The sequence below is a fragment of the Acinetobacter guillouiae genome, assembly GCF_002370525.2.
GTDB classification, from domain to species: domain Bacteria; phylum Pseudomonadota; class Gammaproteobacteria; order Pseudomonadales; family Moraxellaceae; genus Acinetobacter; species Acinetobacter guillouiae.
Window position 1 is genome coordinate 3,601,617 of record NZ_AP014630.1, and the last position, 15,835, is coordinate 3,617,451.

Below are 15,835 nucleotides of genomic sequence, written 5' to 3' on the forward strand. Positions count from 1 at the left end.
GTATTTCTTCTCTATTAGTTCTTATCAAATGGGCTTTTTAAATATTGCGGTAAAACATTTGTTGTTATACCACTGATATTTGAAAGATTAACTTCACTTTTTTGCGAAGCAACAAATCCCCCGCCTAAATTAGCCAGACTACCATTTGATTTTGTATTCGGTAATAAACTTGAAATTTTCTCTGATACCACACCCTGTACTTGATTATTGAGCATTGGTAGCAAAGTTTTAGCACCATCAGATTTAATTTTTTGTGCTAATTGAATATTCTTCATTAAGCTTTTAGGATCAGTCAGTTGTTTGGTAAAATCGCCTAACGCTGCTTGTGCTTTTTTACTCACATTTGCTAGAAGTGATTCAGATTGTTCTAAATCCTCATCATTTTTATTAGGCCACTCAACTTCACGCTTGAAGTCACTAGACTCATCCCAAGGATCACGTTGATCATCTTCAAAATTAATTTTGACTGCACCTGCTGCTAATCCTGTAACTCTGGCAAAACCTTTATCATCTAATTTACCTTTAACAACTTTGCCTAATACATCAGTAACACTATATTCCCCACTTTTTACAAAATTTCCATGCGCATAATCATGCAACAACTCTAAAACGCCTGAAGCACGTTTCGGTGGTGGTGGTAGGCTAGACTTAGCACTTACACTTGCCCCACCCTGAAACACATGCTGCCCAGCATTCACTTCAAACTTCCCACCTGTTTTTGGGAAAATTCCTGAATTATTCAGTGCAATTTGCGATGAACCACCTGTAATCACAACCTCTTTAGGACTACTAATCATAACTTTGTCATCAGTAGATGAAATGTTAATTCCCAGTTTGGCAAATACATCTAAAGCATCGGACTGTGCTTGAATTTCAACTTTACTTTGTGCTGCAATGGCTTTAATGCCACCTTGTGCAGCAAATAAACTCAGTTTGTTTTGCGCGTGTGCAATCAAATTCTTTTGCGTACTCAAGTTGATGCTATCGCCTGCAATTTGATTGATCTGCGAATCTGCGGAGATATGAATATCTTCTGGGGTACTTAAGGCAATCCCATCTTGTGAACTTAATAAAAGTAAGGCTTTATTAAATTTAGCAATTTTTTGCTCGAGCTGTTCTGTAAATTCTTTGAGTTGCTCAATCGATTCTATTTCATCCGTCTTTTGGTTTTTGGCAATATCACTTAAGGCTTTACTGTTGGTCTGGCTGCCTTCAAGTTGCTTTTTGGCAAGCTCTGAATCAAGGTGATCACCTTTGGCTTGGTCTTGTTTATAGGTCGAAAGCAGTAAACCTTGCCCTGCGCGAACGGCTCCCCATTGGTCAGTCCTAAGTTCAAAGCCTTCACCACGATCATCACTTTCCGCTTTGTCTTTGGGGTGACTCAGTTTGCCCAAGTTGAGTTGGCTGGCGGCATGACTACTCTGTAGCTGACTGCTGATTTGGCCAGTAGTATCGTCAAACCTCAGTTGATTGTAGCCACTGCCTTGATACTCTCGACTTTTTATTCCTGCCAGTTTCTTGGTATCAGGCAGTTTGCCTTTGTCATCAAACTTGCTTGGATGACGTTGCGCTTCATGGATGCGCCCAACCACAAATGGACGGTCAATATTGCCATCAAAGAAGTCAATCACGACAATCTCACCGATTCTCGGTAAGAATCGCGCCCCATAGCCTTCACCTGCCCATGGGGTCAGGACATCGACCCAAGCTGAATCTGTGTCATTGTCATTAGAACCCGCACCGCCATCATGGGTGTTGTCTTCATTACGGCTAAACAGGAAGCGAACTTTAATACGCCCCCATTCATCGACATGGATTTCTTCTCCACTTGGCCCCACCACTTTGGCCCGTTGTGGTGATGCAATCGGTCGGTGTTGTAATGGGTTATAGGCTGGAACCGTGCTGATGTTACGACGTTGAATGGTTAAATTGCTGGCTTGACGTTCATCACTCGTGTTGCTGGTGATTTGACTTGTTTGCCAATTGCTTTGTTGGACTAAAGCGGTGACTTGATCGGTGAGATCTTTAGGTAAGTTATTTTGGTTATAAAAGCTTTTAGCCGTGATTAAAAATTCTTTGTCTGCACCTGAGTGTTGATCTATCTCAGGGTGTTCATTCAGTTCAAACCAATAACCAACATGTGCATCGCGCACTGTTGACGTTGCTGTAAATTGTTTGGCTTGTGAATCGTAGTAGTTACTGAGGTTTTGGTTAAACTTTTCAATCTGACTGTTGCCCGATGGCGTTGCACCATCTTCGCCATTAAGGTCTTGAATCCAAGCAGGGCTAAAGTGCCATGCTTGTTCTAAAGCCAGACTGGCATTGTCATAATTTTCGCTATGGCTGTGTTTACTTTGGACACTGCCAGCGCCTTCATCAATATCCAATACATCAGCTTGCCAACGTTGGATATGTACCGAAGTCGGTTGAATGGAACGCTGACCAATAAAATTGGTAATTGAATCAGTTTTTTCTACGGCGCTGCTTCTATGGAAGCGAATATTGCGGCGTTCTAAGGCACTAAATTGCGAATTATCATCAATTAAACGAAGTTTTTGTGCTTGAATTTGTTCTGTTGAACTCGACACTTTAAGCTGTGCTTCATCAATCAGCCAGTTAATCCCTTCACTTCTCATCAAACGGGTCAGGAAGTCAAAGTCACTTTCAGATGCCTGCATAATGAATGGGCGTACATCATAGTCTTTGCTCAGTCCACTCTTATCTAAACTCAGACTTGAAGCAAACAACGGACTGCGTTGTACCCATTCTTGGAACACGGTCTGGATCACATCCACAACCGACTTATTCATAAATACTCGAGAGTTTCTACGATGCTTCCAAAGCGCTGTTGGGTCTTCTACAGTCAAACGATAGATGGTAAGAGAACCATCAGATGCGCCAATATCGGCTTGGGTCACAATCCCTGAAATACGGGTTAATTCGGATTTATCTGTGACAATATCAATTGCAGCTTGAGTTCCAATAAAGCTTTTTAAAGGGATAGTTGCTGACGTTGCAAGACAGATGAGTTGGAGCCGAACACCCTCATTGATTTGATGTGTTCCATCGATACGTTGTAGGAACACCTGTTGGCTCAAAGCCGAATTAGAAAATTGTACGTGAATCGCACGTTTCTGTGCTGATAAGCCAAGCTGCTCCAAAGCAGCGTAAATATTGTTAGACATGCATTATTATTTAATTTTAAATTGTGATGTATTCTACTAAAAAGTTAGGCGGACTGTCTATACAGACCTGTCTATTTATTACTGGTTATTTATACAACACTGACTTGGTTTTGAATATGCCCGTTTTTGCTCAATATCATTATTGATAATGGTCATTTGCGCTGATTAAAAACTTGAAAGTGTGCTTAGAGTTTTTTCACCAAACATAAGTGATCAACAGCTCAAGATAAAAAGCTAGAATATCAAACATATATAATATTAATATTGGATTCTTATTCACGCTCTAAAATACGGGGGCCTGATCCTTGGTGTCTTAATATATCTTCTGGATTACGTAAAGGACATTGCTTTAGAGATAAACAACCACAACCAATACACCAATCCATTTCATCTCTTAAACGTGTTAGTTTTTGAATACGCTCATCTAAATCCTTCCGCCAATGTGATGATAACACTGACCATTGTTCTGCGGTTAATTTGCTTCCCATAGGATAAACACTTAATGCATTTTTAATTTCCTCCAGAGAAATTCCTACTTTTTGTGCAACCTTAATAATTCCAATATAACGTAAGACAATTGATGGAAAACGACGCTGATTTCCATTTGTTCTGATACTTTTAATTAGCCCTTTTGACTCATAAAAATGCAAGGTTGAAATGGCTACACCACTCCGTTTAGCCACCTCTCCTACTGTCATCATTCGATTAAAATCAATTTTTTCTTCTGCATGCATTTTGATATTTCTCAACATTACTTGAGGTTTTATAATTCAGCAAAGTACATTTGTCAATTGATCTTAGCTGCCATGGCTTTTCATCATTACAACTCAAAATACAAAAAACGTTATCGCCAATTTAATCCATTGTAAAAATCTTATCCCTCTACAAATTTTCTGATCAAAGCCCATTGACCTAAATATAACTTGAGGTTTTAGACTGCTTGCCACAGCTGTTACGAATAACAACAAGCTATTCATTTTAAAGGTTTTAATCATCCAGTCTTATTTCTTCAGGAAATATTCTCATGCCATATTTCATTAAATTAAGTTTAGAAAGCCAATGGCTGTGGGCCATCAGCAGATGTTGTCTTGCGCTTCTATTTCTAAGTTCAGGACTTAGTAAAATTCTTGCTGTAGAAACAGGATTTTTGGAAATGCGGGCGGCTGGTCTAGAGCCTGCATGGTTATTTAATTATGCTTCTGCGTTGATTCTGCTTGTGGGCGCCTATTGTATTTTATTTGAGCGGCATATGTGGTTTGGCACACTGATTCTTTCAGTATTTTTAGCACTGACAATTGTGATTGTGCATCACTTTTGGAACATGTCTGGTATACAGGCCAATATTGCCTTTTACTTTGCACTTGAACATATTTCAGTGATTGGCGGTCTTTTAGCGCTGACCATTGCCAGTCATTTTCGACAACAACTCCGCAACCTTGGAGTCGTCGCATGAAAAACAACAAATGGCTTTTTCTAATCGCGATCACTTTAATTCTCGTGGGTGTCGCAATCTATTTTTATTTAAATTCTCGTTCAAGTGAAACGCATCAATCTGACGCTTACCCTCCAGTCAAAGTGGCTTTGAGTAGAGTGGTCGAACAAAATATTCCACAAGTGTTTTCCAGTATTGGTGAGTTGGAAGCAATCCGACAAGTCAAAGTGTCAACAGAAACAACAGGTATGATCAAACAGATTTATTTCCAATCTGGACAAGCTGTTCAACAAGGTCAAATACTGATTCAACTCAATACCGATGTTGAACAAGCTCAATTAGGTCGCTTGCAAGCCAAATTGAAACAAGCCGAAATGGCCTATCACCGCAGCAAACTTCTGATTGATAGTCATGCAATTTCACGGGCAGAAATGGATACCGCATTGGCTGATCGAGATATGACGCGTGCAGAAATCCAACAGCTACAAGCCAGCATAAAACAGAAAGCGATTCGTGCCCCCTTTTCTGGTTTCATGGGAATACGCCAAGTGCATCAAGGGCAATATTTAGAGGCAGGCACTGGTATTGCTAATCTGGTCGACTTTCGACAAATTCTTGCCAATTTCACATTGGATGAACAATTGGCATCAAGGTTAAAAATCGGACAATCTGTACAACTCAAAATTGATGCATTTCCTGAAAAGTCCTTTACAGCTGTGGTAAGTGCAATCGAACCGCTGATCACAACATCGCGAACTGTGCAGGGGCAAGCAATTTTAAATAACCATGATCAACAGTTAAAACCGGGCATGTATGCCAAATTAGACATCCAAGAATCTGAACGCCCAAGCTTAGTCGTTCCTGAAACTGCAATTACCTATACAGCTTATGGCAATACGGTCTTCCTTGCCAAACAAGACCAGAACAAGCTTATTGTGCAACGTGTGGCGGTAGTGCTCGGTGAGCGCCATCAAGCCAAAGTTGTAGTCAAATCTGGGCTCAAAGCAGGCGATCAAGTTGTTGTATCAGGACAACTTAAATTAAGTGAGGGTATGCAAGTTGAGCCGACCGTAAATACACTTGAGCATCCTCAATCTTCCTCGATCAAGCCCAAAGTCTAGGGAGATAAGCGAATGAAATTTACTGACCTTTTTGTAAAACGCCCAGTCTTGGCCTTGGTCGTCAGCACCTTGATCTTGCTGGCGGGCTTGTTTTCCCTGAATAAACTGCCTATCCGACAGTATCCCTTACTTGAAACTTCAACGATAAGTATCAATACAGAATATCCCGGTGCATCTGCTGAGCTTATGCAAGGTTTTGTCACCCAACCCATTGCTCAAGCAGTATCTTCAGTGGAAGGCATCGACTATCTCAGTTCCTCTACTGTACAGGGTCGCAGTGCTGTAACGTTACGTATGCAATTAAATCGAGACTCAACCCAAGCCTTAACAGAGGTGATGGCAAAGGTTAATCAAGTCCGTTACAAACTACCAGAACAGGCATTTGATCCAGTCATTGAACGTTCTTCAGGTGAATCTACCGATGTTGCCTATATCGGATTTTCTAGCGAACAACTGTCCTTGGCTGAATTAACAGATTATTTGTCTAGAGTGGTAGAACCCATGCTGTCTACAATTGATGGCGTTGCTAAGGTACAGACCTATGGCAGTCAGCGTTTGGCTATGCGGATTTGGTTGGATGCCGATCGTTTGGCCAGTCGTGGTGTAACTGCCGCCGATGTCGCCAATGCGATCCGTCAAAATAACTATCAAGCCGCACCGGGGCAGGTCAAAGGCGAATTAGTGGTTTCAAATGTCAATGTTTCTACAGATCTCACCAGTATTCAGGACTTTAAAAATCTGGTGATACGCAATGATGCTCAAAATCTAATTCGTCTACAAGATGTGGCAACAGTTGAACTTGGCGCTGCTTCGACAGAAACAAGTGCCACTATGGATGGTAAACCTGCAATTTTTGTCGGTCTACAAGCGACGCCTACAGGTAACCCGTTAGTGATCGTACAGGGAATTAAAGATAAATTACCTGAGATCCAAAAGACTTTACCACCGGGGGTTACAGTCAATCTTGCCTATGAAACAGCACGTTTTATTGATGCCTCTATTGATGAAGTTTTACATACTTTTATCGAAGCGCTGATTATTGTTATTGCGGTGATCTATCTGTGTTTAGGTTCTTTACGTAGTGTCTTGATCCCTGTAGTGACAATTCCACTGTCAATGTTAGGTGCCTTGGGTTTAATGCTGTTATGTGGCTTTAGTATCAATTTACTCACGCTTTTAGCCATGGTACTCGCCATAGGCTTGGTTGTAGATGATGCAATCGTGGTGGTTGAAAATGTCCATCGACATATTGAAGAAGGTGCATCCCCTGTTGCAGCAGCTTTGATCGGGGCACGAGAAGTCGCAGGCCCAGTAATTGCAATGACCATTACACTGGCCGCAGTGTATGCTCCGATTGGTTTAATGGGTGGATTGACTGGCTCATTATTCAAAGAGTTTGCCTTTACTTTAGCCGGCGCAGTTTTAGTTTCAGGGATTATTGCCTTAACCCTGTCTCCTGTTATGAGTTCATTTCTGCTTCAATCCAAACAGCAGGAAGGTAAAATGGCAAAAGCAGCCGAATGGTTCTTTGAACATTTGACTCAGCTTTACAGTAAATTACTCAATTTTTCCTTACATCATCGTTGGATCACAGTGGTTTTTGCGATCGCTATTTTTATTAGCCTTCCATTGCTTTACCAACTTCCTCAAAAAGAATTGGCGCCCAATGAAGATCAAGCCAGTGTATTGGCAGCCATCAAAGCACCACAACATGCCAATCTGAATTATGCTGAACACTTTAATCAAAAACTCGATGAAATCTTCTGGACTTTCCCCGAAACCAGTACCACGTGGATTATTAATGGTACAGATGGGCCTGCATCAAGTTTTGGTGGGACAACCCTTTCAACATGGTCTGAGCGAATGCATTCTGCGGATGAAATTCAACAGCAACTTCAAGCCAAAGTCGGTGATGTAGAAGGCAGCAGTATTTTTGTATTCCAAAATCCTGCGCTTCCCGGTTCAACAGGTGGATTACCCGTACAAATGGTGTTGCGTAGTGCACAAAACTATTCAACTATTTATCAAGCGATGCAGAGCATCAAGCAAAAAGCCCGTGAAAGTGGCCTTTTTGTGGTGGTCGACAGTGATCTTGACTTTAATAACCCCGTGATTCGAATCGAGGTTGATCGGGCCAAAGCCAATAGTCTGGGTATTCGTATGCAAGATATCGGTGAAGCCTTGGCGACATTGGTTGGTGAAAATTATATCAATCGTTTTGGTATGCAAGGTCGTGCCTATGATGTGATTCCTCAAAGCATCAATACACAACGTTTGACAGCTCAAGCACTGACACGACAGTTTATTCGTACCGACCAAGGCACACTGATTCCCTTATCGACTGTGGTCAGTCTAAGTGAACAGGTAGAACCCAATAAACTCACTCAATTTAATCAACAAAATGCTGCAACTTTTCAGGCAATCCCCGCCGCTGGGGTTTCATTAGGTCAAGCTTTAAGTTTTCTGGAACAGGCTGCATCTGAATTACCGACTGGATTTAGTTATGACTGGCAAGCCGATGCACGTCAGTATGTACAGGAAGGTAACGCTTTGATGTTTGCATTTTTAGCCGCGCTGATTGTGATTTATCTGGTTTTAGTCGCTCAATATGAAAGCCTAATGGATCCATTTATTATTTTAATTACGGTTCCGCTGTCGATCTGTGGCGCATTAATTCCCTTGGCTTTTGGACTTGCCACAGTCAATATCTATACTCAGATTGGTTTAGTCACGCTGATTGGACTGATTAGTAAGCATGGTATTTTAATGGTTGAGTTTGCCAATGAATTGCAAGTTCATGAAGGTTTAGATCGGCGAGCGGCTATTCTAAAAGCTGCTCAAATTCGTTTACGTCCAATTCTGATGACCACGGCGGCAATGGTGTTTGGGCTGATTCCTCTCCTTTTTGCCACAGGCGCTGGTGCACATAGTCGTTTTGGCTTAGGGCTTGTGATTGTCTGCGGTATGTTGATCGGGACCTTCTTTACGCTTTTTGTCTTACCCACCATTTATAGTCTGTTGGCTCGTCAACACAATCAAGACCTTCATTCTAGCCGTTTACAAGAGCTACAACAGATTGACCAACATGAGCAAAAATCATGACGTTGAGTGGGCTGAACGGCCAGCATGCTGCTATCTAAGCTTCTGTGTATGATCAGATCGCTTGAATATAATTTTTTGATGATAAAGTTCTATATCTATAGAACTTTATCAACTTTTTAGTGCGTGATTCTAACCACTGATTTAGAGCTACTGATTTAGAGCGACTGATTTTTCACTACTTTATTCACTCATATTTTACAGTTGGGTTTTGCCGATTTGATTGTTTTATGATTCTAGAATCTCATTTCGAACCCTGCTTTGATGGTACGGCCAGGAATCGGCATACCGATCACTGTACCAGGATCAAAGTTATAACGATTGGTTAAGTTATCAACATTAAACGAGAGATTTAGATTTGGATTCAGTTTATAGCTCGCAAAAATATCAACTAAGGTTTCCGAAGAAATTTCGGTCACCGCACGCCCACTCACCCCTGTACCCTGTAACCAACCTTTAGGATTTTTCTTTTCAGAATGATATCTGGCACGTACCCCCACATTGAGTTTATTTTCAAACAAACTCTTGCCTAAGCTAATATTAAAAAGTTTACGTGGTGGCAAGCGTGTTGAAATCAGACTCCAAGAATCTCCGACCTCATTACAATCATCTTTCGTCGCTGGGCATACTTTCGGTGCTTGATATAAAGTTCCGTTCATGTTCACAAAGAAACTTGGATGCTGATAAGCAAGATTAAACTCTAAACCTTTCAGTACAACTTGCTCATAATTTAGGAAAGTATATGAGGTGGTATAAGGCAAAATAAAATCAGGCGTGATCTCATTGACAATATCTTTACGTTGTACTCCTTGGGTAAGGAAATTTTGGGTTTGATTACGGAAATAATTGATATTGAATTTTAACTGATCTGCTTCAGTGAAAACGTTATCGTTGTGCCCAATAAAACCAAACTCAACAAGACGAGAATTCTCTGATTTAATCGGCAAATCTGGATCATAACTAAAGGTTTGTTTGGAAACTGTCGATTCAAACAAACTTGGACTGCGGTACATATTGGAGAGTTTTGCATAGACATCAATACCATTCAGCAACTGATAATTCAGCTGCGCCATCCAGTCGATCTTTCCATCATAATCTCGAAGCGCATAGCCTTTGTCATTTAAATCAGAATTGGCGACTGGTCTCATTGCAACATACTGGTCTCCATAATCCTTAACTTTTGCCTTATGCCATTTGCTGCCTAAACTCAGGGTAAAATCTTTAAAGATATAATCGCCATTGAGAAATAAAGAGGATTCTTGACGTAATCCATCACGTGCGATTTCAGTATCAATAAGATTTTGTGGCTTCATTCGTTGCTCGTCATATGTCAGACCATAATTCAAGGTTAAGGCATCAATTTTACTGGTGTTTTCTAAATTAATCCCACTACGATAGTCCTGAAAACTTCCCCAGTATTGGTCGCCATAATGTGAATTGGCTACGCCAAGCATGCCATTGTGTTGGCGATATTTGGCATTGGTATGCCAAACCCCTAACTCCAAATCAAACCACTGATTATTCTTAGGCTTATAGGTGTAGTTGGCACTGAATGCATTAATCGCTGCGGTTCCAAGGGACCATTGTGGCATGGTATATGCGCCCTCTATATATTTGGGTAGAACATAATTACCATCGATGTATCCCCAAGGTGGAGAGTTGGGATCAATCACTTGCGATCTATTCCAATAAAAAGCCATGACCTCACCCGCTTTTTGCATATGGCGGCGCATGTTCACTTCAACACGATGTTCGTCTGTAATATTCATGCCTGCTTTGATAATGCCTGAATCACTTTTATAACTGGTGTTTACCACCTCTTGACCTGGCCCAACATCAACAATATCTCGCGCTTCATAATAATCAATGCCATGTTTTCCAGCATAGTAATTACCGACTTCGCGTTTACTATAAGCAGCGACCAGATCGAATACATCATTCCGGTAAGCAGCAGCGATTGTGCCAGCGCCATTTTGAAAATTATTCGAGGACAGTTTATTACGAAGCAGATAAGACATCTGTTCACGCTCATTATCTGAGGTCTGTGGTGCTTTGTTATTGTTATAAAAGCTGCCTTTTAGCATGACACCTGATTGACGATTAGGCAGCAAAATATCATTTGCACTGAGGGTACGCATTTTCACGATTCCGCCAATACCGCCCACACTAAATTTCGCTCGCGATGCGCCTTTTTCGACTTCAATCTGACTAATCAAATCCATATCGATATAAGTTCGGTCACTCTCTCCTTGATAGCCTCGAAAGGTATGACTGGACTGTAGGCTACCATCAATAATTACTGGGACACGCCCCTCACCTTGTACCCCACGAATACCAATATCAATTGCACCCGCTTCGTTACGTAGGCTATTGACTTGTACGCCAGCGATATCAGAAAACACATCGCCATTCCCCGTGCCTCTAAATCGGCTAATGTGTTCACGATTCAGCTGTGTTGTATTGACCTTTTGTTTTTGTTGTACAGCATTGACTTTAATCTGAGGAAGCGTGACAACATCACTGTCTATCTTATTGAAAAGCGAAGTGTTATTTAACGGAGTGCTTGTATTTGCAATCGCAGTGTTTTTCTCTATATTCGGTTTAGCTGAGCCAGATTTAGCAATTAAGACATAAGTCGAACCTTGCTGCTCTACACGATAAGGATGATCTGCAAGCAAGTAATCGAAGCCTTGTTTTACACTATAACGCCCAGTAATTCCTTTGCTTTTTAGCCCTTTTAAAATATTTGCATCATAACTTAAGGCAATACCCGACTGTGCTGCAAAACTTGATAACACATAGCCCAACTGATTCTCTGAAATTTGATAATATTTTTCTGGCGCTTTTTTCGCGGCCATTGAAACATTGGGATTAATTTGTGCATAAACACCACTGATGCAAAAGCACTGTATTAACATGGCCAGAGTTTGTTTTTTAAACTTCATAGGAACGCCCACACTTGTGAATGATTTTCATTTTCAATAATCATTACCCAGTGAGTTGTTAAAACATGACATGAAAATTTATATTTTTTCTGGTCTGGTCCAAATCCAGATCAACCCAATCAGCAAAATGACCAACAGGCTAAGTTTTAAGTGCAGATGCAGTGAAGACACCATTAACATTGTCGTACCGAATAAAATACTCAATGTCATCATCCATTTACGTGAACGCGAAATTTGTTTAAAACCGCCACGATACTGTGCGAGCAACATTGCAATATAACGGTTTTGATGCAACCAACGATGCAAGCGTGCTGAACCTTTTGAGGCAAAAATCGTTGCCAAAAAGAGAAAATCAAAAGTTGGAATCCCTGGCAATACAATGCCCACCACAGCGAGAACAAGACATAAAATTGCCAAGATGACGCAGATCACACGCACCACTGAGGATGAATGTAAATTTGCGGATGGCGTTACCGGCAAAGACGCTAACAGCGTTAAGTCTTTGCCTTGTGTGTGATTGCTGACAGAAGACGCTTTCTTCATGTTGTATGAATGTCTTTTAATAATGCACCAAAATAATCAAAGGCTTGTTGAGCAGCGTAAATGACACGATCTTGCTCATCTTGAGTAAAGTCAGCCTGATCAAGTTCCTCAATAAAGTGTTTCCAGACTTTGGCCCGCCCTTCTGGATAAGCAGCCAAATTTCTCGCAGCAAAATCTGCGGAAAACCCCAAACTTTGCTGGGCTTGTTTAAATAAGAATGCTGCACCCAGCGTAGAACCTTCTGATACATAGATCCAACCCAGCGCTTCAGGAAAGCCGATCGTTTCAGTAACCAAGGCCAGCGACTCTGGTTCGATCTGAAGGTCTTGTAGGTCTAAGTAAGCCGCTTGCGAACGTCCACGAATATCTAAATCTGAAATCAAGGCTGCAACCTTGGGATGTTGAAATAAATATTCGACATTTTTTTGAAAATAATACTGTGACAAAGTAAATTTTGCATAATGTGCGACATCTTTAAATACTTGGGCTTTTTCCATTAATTGGTGCATATATTCATGTTGACTGGCTGTCTCTGTTTTTAAACGAGATGCAAGGCGGTTGAGTGTGAATGAGGTGCTCATCAATTTTCTCCAGTTTGTTTGGTTTAACTGTATTACCCGCCTTGTCTGTAAAAACTGACATCATTTCTTAATTATTTTTACTTTTCTGATTTTCAGCTTTCGGCTGAATGCTCAACACACGATCCCCAAAATAACGTTCTACTTTGATTGGATAGCTGAATTGCAATGCTGTTTGTAAGGTGCCAAAGTCATTGACTGGATATGAACCTGAAACTTTTAACGACTTCAATTGAGGGGCAATATCTATATATTGGTGTTGATAGCGCCCAATCTCTTGAAGCAATTTTTCCAACGGCATTTCAAAAGCCATGACCATATGGTTTTTCCATGCCAATATATTCGGATCTAAACTTTGTAATGCTTTAAAATTGCGATCATCAAAGCATAGCTGCTCACCAGCATGGACAATTTTAGTGTGTTTGGACTGGTTCAAACTGACTTTCACTGCGCTTTCTATGACGCCTAGACAGGTTTGCTTTTCACTGTTGTTGAAATACTGAACATTAAATACAGTGCCAAGCGCTTGCAGATTTGCCGATTCAGTTTCGACCAAGAATGGGCGATAAGCATGATTTTTTTCTTTGGCCGTACGTATTTGTATTTCGCCATAATGTAATTTTACAATACGTTGTTGCGCTGTATAACGCACGTCCAAAGCCGTATGGGTATTTAATTGAAGTTGTGTCCCATCTTCCAGCTCAACCTGTTTCTGCTGACCCACCGCAGTACGATAATCCGATAACCATATATAGCGATAATCCGAGTTCCATAGCATGACACTGCCAAAACACAGTAAACAGGCAAGCACCAGTTGTTTGTTTAAATTAAATTGGGCATTTTTCTTGCCTTGCTGAATCAGCTGCTGCCCATCTTCGGGAAATTCCTCAAGGCTATACAATAAGCGTTCGGCTTTAGACCATGCAGCTTGGTGTTGGGAACTTTGCTGTTTCCATTGTTCAAATTCAAGCTGTTCAGTTTCATTCAATGGTGCGTGTTGGATTTTAATGATCCATTGCGCTGTTTCTTGATAAATTTGATCATGCAACATGCAGGCATTAATCCATAACAGCTAAACATTGACTCAGTACTGAAACCAGATCACGCATCACGGTTCGGGTAGAAATATTTAAGCGTGTTGCAATTTCCTGTTGAGTCAGCCCTTCTAATTGTGACCAAATAAAGACCTGTTGCTGGCGCTCAGGCAATTGATTGAGTAATTGATTAATCAAACATAAAGATTCAATTGCCGATATTTTTTGCTCAGGTGTAATTTCATCATATTCAGGTCTACTTGAAAGCGCCTCTAAATAGGCTTTTTCAATCGATTTACGTTGATACCAATTAATCAAGATTCCCTTGGCAACAGTGGTCAAAATTGCACGCGGCTGATCAAAATACAATTCATCTTTACGCTTTAAGATACGCAGAAAAGTATCATGGGCTAAATCAGCGGCATCTTCACTATGGTTGAGGCGACGTTTTAACCATTGATATAACCAAGAATGGTGATGACGATATAGCGTGCTAATAGGATCAGACATGTTTAAAGAGAATGAGAATTATTAGCAATATCTTAGCAAAAAAATAAAGAAAATGAGAGCTCAGTTTGCCCTTTTAATTGAATTTTTTAATGTATCCAACTCATTTATAAGACTACGCAACATACTCTAATGGGATATATGGTAAATCTTAAACAAAATTTAATTCAAAATTATTATAATTTTATCAAAAGTTTATCGCTTTTAAATAAAAAATTTCTCGATCATCCTCAAGATGACCGAGACACTGTTTATTACGTATTGACTATAATTTATTGACTGATCGCTTGATCCATATTTTTAGCAAATTTTTGAATATCACTGGCTTGAATTGTTGTTTTACCTTTGCCAATCAATTGAAATTGTTGTGCTGCCGTTTCCTGCATTTTGACTTTACCTGTTGCGATATTGGCATCAAAACGTTGCATAAACTCATCCACATATTCCTTCTCAGTGACAATATGATCACCATTCGCATCGGTTGCAAAATATTGTTTGTCACGCGCTGTTAGATAATCTCCAAGCGTTACATAGTTTTTCCCTTGACCATATTGGCTAATAAATTCGTTGATGTTGCTTGGCATCGGCATTGAAATTGGTAGTTTCACACGGAATCCATCATGCGTTGCATTACTATTGCCCGCTAATTTGGCATCTTCTGCATTTACTAAACCATCCAAGTTTTTATCAAACTCATTAAAGGTTTTTAAAACCGTCTCCTGAAATTCCTTTAGGGTCAGTTTCTGATCTTTATTATTATCGAGAATGCCATAACGTACATGCGCCTGTTTTTCTGACATTTCACGGCGCTGTTTAAGTAATGGCTCTAAACGTGCTTGCTCGTATTGAACAAACTGCACTTGATTGACTTTTTTATTTGCCTTAAACAATTCGGCATAGTCTTGAGTATATTGCTTAATTAAAGTACTACTGTTCTGCTCTTTATTATTTGGATGGTAAAGCACATACAATGCATATGCCTGTTGATAAGCATTGGATTGATCGATTGTAGCAGCAATCGCTGATCCAGCAGTTGCCATTGCAGTTAAACTGGTCATCCATAGCGCCAATTTTTTCATGTTCGTTTCCTTGGAGGTGAATATTTGTTGAATTAAAAAATTCTTTCCATTTTGCTATTTAAAAAATAAATATTTAAATTCGATACTTGTTATATCGATTACCCTCATCATGCCCCTATTCATATAGCTCAACAGGGTTTAGATTGATGAGGGAGAAATCTTATTAAATGATATTAATCATCATTAAATGTGTATATTTCAGGTCATCCAGTATCTTCAAATCAGAAGTAAAAATATGGATTACAAATATACACACACAATCAACAAATGAGAATAATAATCAATTACAATTTTATTTACAATAACAATGTT

Annotated in this window: 11 protein-coding genes; 3 read left to right on the forward strand and 8 right to left on the reverse strand. The window is 40.2% G+C overall.

Features of this window, described 5'->3' with window-relative positions:
- Positions 1–14: 14 nt before the first annotated feature.
- Together AS4_RS16800 and soxR are read right to left on the reverse strand one after the other, a co-directional pair.
- A complete protein-coding gene (locus AS4_RS16800) occupies positions 15–3,185 on the reverse strand; it encodes a type VI secretion system Vgr family protein (RefSeq protein ID WP_096734914.1) in 3,171 nt (1,056 codons plus the stop codon).
- A gap of 272 nt (positions 3,186–3,457) precedes the next feature.
- Positions 3,458–3,919 (reverse strand): redox-sensitive transcriptional activator SoxR, encoded by a 462-nt coding sequence (gene soxR, locus AS4_RS16805; RefSeq protein WP_096734915.1) that lies wholly within the window; start codon positions 3,917–3,919, stop codon positions 3,458–3,460.
- A gap of 290 nt (positions 3,920–4,209) precedes the next feature.
- Here soxR and AS4_RS16810 point away from each other — a divergent pair, with 290 nt between their 5' ends.
- Genes AS4_RS16810 through AS4_RS16820 form a run of 3 tightly spaced genes read left to right on the forward strand, consistent with a single transcriptional unit; the run spans position 4,210 to position 8,840 of the window.
- The gene (locus AS4_RS16810) at positions 4,210–4,638 is read left to right on the forward strand and encodes a DoxX family protein (RefSeq protein ID WP_096734916.1); all 429 of its coding nucleotides are present in this window, start codon (positions 4,210–4,212) and stop codon (positions 4,636–4,638) included.
- On the forward strand, positions 4,635–5,738 hold the full coding sequence (locus AS4_RS16815) for an efflux RND transporter periplasmic adaptor subunit (protein ID WP_096734917.1): 1,104 nt from the start codon (positions 4,635–4,637) through the stop codon (positions 5,736–5,738). The genes AS4_RS16810 and AS4_RS16815 overlap by 4 nt, the downstream gene beginning before the upstream one ends.
- A gap of 12 nt (positions 5,739–5,750) precedes the next feature.
- Positions 5,751–8,840: a MexW/MexI family multidrug efflux RND transporter permease subunit gene (locus AS4_RS16820; protein WP_096734918.1), complete on the forward strand. Its 3,090-nt coding sequence runs from the start codon at positions 5,751–5,753 to the stop codon at positions 8,838–8,840.
- Positions 8,841–9,073: 233 nt separating this feature from the next.
- On the opposite strand, the gene AS4_RS16825 is transcribed toward AS4_RS16820, so the two are convergent.
- The 6 genes from AS4_RS16825 to AS4_RS16850 form a co-directional block, all read right to left on the reverse strand.
- The gene (locus AS4_RS16825) at positions 9,074–11,782 is read right to left on the reverse strand and encodes a TonB-dependent receptor (protein ID WP_096734919.1); all 2,709 of its coding nucleotides are present in this window, start codon (positions 11,780–11,782) and stop codon (positions 9,074–9,076) included.
- Between the two features lie 78 nt (positions 11,783–11,860).
- The gene (locus tag AS4_RS16830) at positions 11,861–12,325 is read right to left on the reverse strand and encodes a YbaN family protein (RefSeq protein ID WP_096734920.1); all 465 of its coding nucleotides are present in this window, start codon (positions 12,323–12,325) and stop codon (positions 11,861–11,863) included.
- The gene (locus AS4_RS16835; RefSeq protein WP_096734921.1) at positions 12,322–12,906 is read right to left on the reverse strand and encodes a biliverdin-producing heme oxygenase; all 585 of its coding nucleotides are present in this window, start codon (positions 12,904–12,906) and stop codon (positions 12,322–12,324) included. The genes AS4_RS16830 and AS4_RS16835 overlap by 4 nt, the downstream gene beginning before the upstream one ends.
- A gap of 67 nt (positions 12,907–12,973) precedes the next feature.
- The gene (locus AS4_RS16840; RefSeq protein WP_056513246.1) at positions 12,974–13,954 is read right to left on the reverse strand and encodes a FecR domain-containing protein; all 981 of its coding nucleotides are present in this window, start codon (positions 13,952–13,954) and stop codon (positions 12,974–12,976) included.
- Between the two features lie 7 nt (positions 13,955–13,961).
- Positions 13,962–14,447 carry a sigma-70 family RNA polymerase sigma factor gene (locus tag AS4_RS16845; RefSeq protein WP_004717675.1) on the reverse strand — a complete coding sequence of 162 codons (486 nt, stop codon included), beginning with the start codon at positions 14,445–14,447 and terminating at the stop codon, positions 13,962–13,964.
- A 269-nt stretch (positions 14,448–14,716) separates the two neighbouring features.
- Positions 14,717–15,523, reverse strand: a complete 807-nt coding sequence (locus AS4_RS16850) for a hypothetical protein (protein WP_096734922.1) — start codon at positions 15,521–15,523, stop codon at positions 14,717–14,719.
- Positions 15,524–15,835 lie beyond the last annotated feature (312 nt).